We start from the raw sequence: 4,061 nt of genomic DNA, 5'->3' as shown, positions 1-4,061 counted from the left end.
CATGCCGGACGCCGGCTTCCAGGTCCCGGACGAAAAGGCGGACCGGCTCTCCGAGTTGTACGGCGACGCCGACGGGGGCGGTATCGAGCCGATCGCCGGGCTGCCGCTGCGGGGCGGCCGGCCGCGGGGGTCGCCGTCAGCCACGCCTCCGCGAGCACGGCCCAGCGCCGCGCGGCGGGCAGCTCCAGCCACTCGTCGTGGGCCGGGGTCGCCGCGTACCGTTCGTCCGCTTCGCCGTCGGAGGCCAACAGGCCCGCCGCATAAGCGAGTTCGACCCAGAAGGCCGCGACCGGCTCCGCCACGTCCAGCGCGACGGCGGTCCGCTTCAGGTCGCGGACGCTGAGGCCGCCCGCCCGCATCACCGTCGGCCCGCCCTCGTCCCAGTCCTTCAGCAGCTCCTCGACCGTCGCCAGCGCGGTGTACGCCTGCCCGGCCGCCGTACTGTCCACAACCTGTGGACGGTGCGTCGCCTTCGCCTCGACCGGCGGTGCCACCGGCTCCGTCTCGCGGTGCGCGCGCCCGGCCCGCAGATGCAGGGCCACCTCACGCGGGAGTACGACCGTGCCGGGCGCGGTCGGCAGCAGCAGCCCCCGGTCGATGAGCCAGCGCAGCCGGGCCGCCGGTTCGGCGGTCACCTGGCCGTACGGCGGCCCCCAGACCAGCCGGTTCAGTACCTCCAGGGACTCCTCGGGGGCGCGGGCGAGCAGCGCCTTCATCCGCCTGCGGCCCGTGAACAGCTTGGTGAGCGAGGCCACCGCGGACACCGGGTCATGCGTGGAAGGCAGGCCGGCCGCCGTCACGATCTCCTGGACCCGGCCCGGCGACATGCCCGCCGTGGCCTCCGCGACCGTGGGCCCGAGGCCGGTCGGCGACGGATGCTGCGGCGACGGCGCCAGCAGCTCACGCGCCGTCCGCACCAGGCGCAGCCGGTCGTCAGCACCCCACACCAGCGCCTGCTCGCGCAGGGTCGTAAGGGCACGCGGCAGCGCGTGCACGACGGCGGCGTCGCGCGCGTCGCCCGCCATCAGCCCGAGCAGCTCGTCGTACGACGCCGGGTCCGCCGCCACGGCCAGGGCCTCCGCCGTCTGAAGCGCGAAACGGTCGAGACGCTCTAGCGCCCGGACGACCGACCCGCGGGTACCGGCCCGGGTCGCGAGCTGGGTGAGGTCGGTGGGCACGGGCGTGATGAGGTCGGGGCGGCTGCGCAGCAGCGCGGCCAGGGAGGCGTCGTCCCTGGTTCGGAGTGCCTCCGCGAGCGAACGGGGCGGCGTGGCCGGGGTGCTCATCCGACCCACGGTAGCGGGTGCGGCGCTCGGGCCGGTGTCACCCGCCCTTCCACAGCCGGACCCGGACCCGCCGTACGCCCCCGATGCGCGGGCCGACATGAGCCCCGACCTGCGCTACGGTCGTTCCGGCGGGGTATCCAACGCACCCGCCCCGGAGGGGACTTCGTGGGTATCGAGAGCGACCAGGTCGTCTACGAGTATCTGAGCCGCGTCGGTGACGTGGCGCAGCAACGGCAGCTGCCCTCGGTCACGCGCATGCGGCTCGTGTCCGAGCTGCGCAACGAGATCGACCGACGGCGTGCCGGGTCCACCGTCGACACACCGGCCGCCGTCCAGCGCATCCTCAAGGGGCTGGGCAGCCCGGACGAGGTCGTCGCCGCGGCCGGCACCGGCGCCGGCGTCCCCCGGACACCGACGGCCTCCGTCCCCGTACAACGGGACCACGAGGACGATCTACGGCCCAAGGGCCTGCGCCGGGTCGTACCGCTCCCGCGTACCCGCCTCACCAAATCCGCACCCGAACCGGCATCCCCGCCCGACAACTCGGCCTCCTCACCGCACCTCGCGAGCGCGTCCGACCTCGGCGCGAGCGTCCTCCAGCCCGACTGGTGGCGGGCGGAGAACGGCAACGGGTTCGCGCTCGGCGACAGCGTGCCCGGGTTCACCGGCGGGGTCGAGATCCCCGAACTCCTCAAGCCCCCGCCGCCGAAGGAGACACCGAAGGAACCGGCGAAGGAAGCGGCGAAGGAGACGCCGAAGGCACCGGAGCCGGTGGCCGCACCGGTGATCGAGCAGGCGCCGGAGATCCCGGCCCGCCGGCGCCGCATAGTCCCCCGCCTCCCCGCCGGACGCTGGTCAAACCCTCTCCTCCTGATCGCCGCCGCGCTGCTCGTCGTGGGCGCCGTACTGGGCAACTGGTTCGCCCTGCTGCTCGGTTGGCTCATCGCGTACGCGTCCCGGCGGCTGTCCGACGCCGAGACGAAGTGGGCGGTGATCGGCCTGCCGACGGCGGCCGTCGCGGCCGGCGTCGTCTGGCTGTGGGGCAGGAACACCGGCCGCTGGGGCACCCCCATCGCGCAGGGTCACATGAGCGACGCGATCGCCGGGACCTGGCCGTGGGTGGTGCGCGGGGCGGCGGTGGCGTCGGCGCTGTACCTGGTGTGGCGGTCGCAGCGGCTGCGGCAGTAGCCGGTGGGCCCGGTGGGATTGTCGTAGCGACTGGGCACAATGGCCCATATGACCTCGCGCGCCCAGAACAGTGACCAGCCCGCCCCCACCGCCCTTCCCGCCCTGACCGTCGGCTTCGACCTCGACATGACCCTCATCGACTCCCGGCCCGGTATCCACGCCTGCTATCTGGCGCTGGCCGAGCGGACGGGGACGTACGTCGACGCAGATCTGGCGATCACCCGGCTCGGGCCGCCGCTCGCGGACGAGTTGATCAACTGGTTCCCGGCGGACGAGGTGCCCGCCGTGGCGGACCTGTACCGCGAGATGTACCCGTCGATCGCCATCGCCGCGACCCCCGCGATGCCCGGCGCCCCCGAGGCGATCGCGGCGGTGCGGGCGGCCGGTGGGCGGGCCATCGTCGTCACCGCGAAGTACGAGCCCAACGCGAAGCTGCACCTCGCGCATCTCGGCATCGACGCCGACGCCGTGATCGGCAACCTGTGGGCCGAGCAGAAGGCGGAGGCGCTGCGCGAGGAGGGCGCGAGCGTCTACGTCGGCGACCATGTCGGCGACGTGCGCGGCGCCCGTACCGCGGATGCCCTGTCGGTCGCGGTGGCGACCGGCCCGTGCGACGCCGACGAACTGCGGGCGGCCGGGGCGGACGTCGTGCTCGGCGATCTCACCGAGTTCCCGCGATGGCTTTCGGACTACCTTTCGGCACGGGCCTGACGCCGTCCCGCGGCGACGGACTGGAGCACGCCCGCGGCGGCCAGCAGGAATCCGACGCCCATGAGCATGCTCAAGAGGTACATGTACGTCGGAAAAGGCGTCGTGTGGAGCAACAGCGGTACCACGGTGACGAGTGTGGCCACCGCGCCGACGAAGAAGACGATGGCACCGGCACGGATCAGTCGGTCACCGGCCACGGAGGAATTCGTTTGGGTTTTGTCACGCACTCGACCAGGGTAGTTCCCTGCGCAAAGGAACAACCCGGCGACGTCTTGTCACCGGCCTGAAGACCATTAGCCTTGGTACCGGCGGGTCCCGACGACCCGCCGGTGTGTTATCCAGAGCAGTTTTCCGACGAGTACGAGGACGAGGACAGACGTGCCTACCGGCAAGGTCAAGTGGTTCAACAGCGAGAAGGGCTTCGGCTTTCTCTCCCGTGACGACGGCGGTGACGTCTTCGTCCATTCCTCGGTTCTGCCCGCCGGAGTTGATGCCCTGAAGCCCGGACAGCGCGTGGAGTTCGGGGTCGTCGCCGGTCAGCGCGGCGACCAGGCCCTCTCGGTGACCCTGCTCGACCCGACGCCGTCGGTCGCGGCGGCCCAGCGCAAGAAGCCGGACGAACTGGCCTCCATCGTCCAGGACTTGACGACCCTCCTCGAGAACATCACGCCCATGCTGGAACGCGGCCGCTATCCCGACAAGCCCGCGGGCGCGAAGATCGCGGGCCTACTGCGCGCGGTGGCGGACCAGTTGGACGTGTAGATATCCGGGAGATCCAGCGGATGTGAGTGAGGGGGCCTCTCGGCGCAGGCCGGCAGAATCCAGCCCGTCCGGCGTTTGAGGACGAGGCCCCTTCAGGGCCGATGGGGGTCTGGG

Annotated in this window: 5 protein-coding genes; 3 read left to right on the top strand and 2 right to left on the bottom strand. The window is 72.4% G+C overall.

The window, feature by feature from the left end:
* Window positions 1-1,286 (bottom strand): serine/threonine-protein kinase (locus tag ACNFOC_RS51760; protein WP_521987094.1); only part of this gene is annotated, 1,286 nt, incomplete at its 3' end.
* Between the two features lie 165 nt (window positions 1,287-1,451).
* Between ACNFOC_RS51760 and ACNFOC_RS51755 the strand changes: the two genes are divergently transcribed.
* Both ACNFOC_RS51755 and ACNFOC_RS51750 read left to right on the top strand, forming a co-directional pair.
* Window positions 1,452-2,474 carry a hypothetical protein gene (locus ACNFOC_RS51755; RefSeq protein ID WP_416965926.1) on the top strand — a complete coding sequence of 341 codons (1,023 nt, stop codon included), beginning with the start codon at window positions 1,452-1,454 and terminating at the stop codon, window positions 2,472-2,474.
* 39 nt (window positions 2,475-2,513) lie between these two features.
* Window positions 2,514-3,185, top strand: a complete 672-nt coding sequence (locus tag ACNFOC_RS51750; protein ID WP_416965925.1) for an HAD family hydrolase — start codon at window positions 2,514-2,516, stop codon at window positions 3,183-3,185.
* Here ACNFOC_RS51750 and ACNFOC_RS51745 read toward each other — a convergent pair.
* The gene (locus ACNFOC_RS51745) at window positions 3,164-3,412 is read right to left on the bottom strand and encodes an SUR7/PalI family protein (protein ID WP_416965924.1); all 249 of its coding nucleotides are present in this window, start codon (window positions 3,410-3,412) and stop codon (window positions 3,164-3,166) included. The genes ACNFOC_RS51750 and ACNFOC_RS51745 overlap by 22 nt on opposite strands.
* A 151-nt stretch (window positions 3,413-3,563) precedes the next feature.
* On the opposite strand from ACNFOC_RS51745, the gene ACNFOC_RS51740 reads away from it, so the two are divergent.
* Window positions 3,564-3,947: a cold-shock protein gene (locus ACNFOC_RS51740; protein WP_019057239.1), complete on the top strand. Its 384-nt coding sequence runs from the start codon at window positions 3,564-3,566 to the stop codon at window positions 3,945-3,947.
* Window positions 3,948-4,061 lie beyond the last annotated feature (114 nt).

Source organism: Streptomyces colwelliae, from assembly GCF_048158785.1.
Taxonomy (GTDB): domain Bacteria; phylum Actinomycetota; class Actinomycetes; order Streptomycetales; family Streptomycetaceae; genus Streptomyces.
Note: the sequence above shows the minus strand (reverse complement) of the source record. Positions and strands in the feature narration are given on the sequence as shown.

Bases quoted from the DNA above. Each gene is read 5' to 3' on its own strand.
- ACNFOC_RS51750 (WP_416965925.1), top strand. From the start codon at position 2,514: ATGGCCCATATGACCTCGCGCGCCCAGAACAGTGACCAGCCCGCCCCC.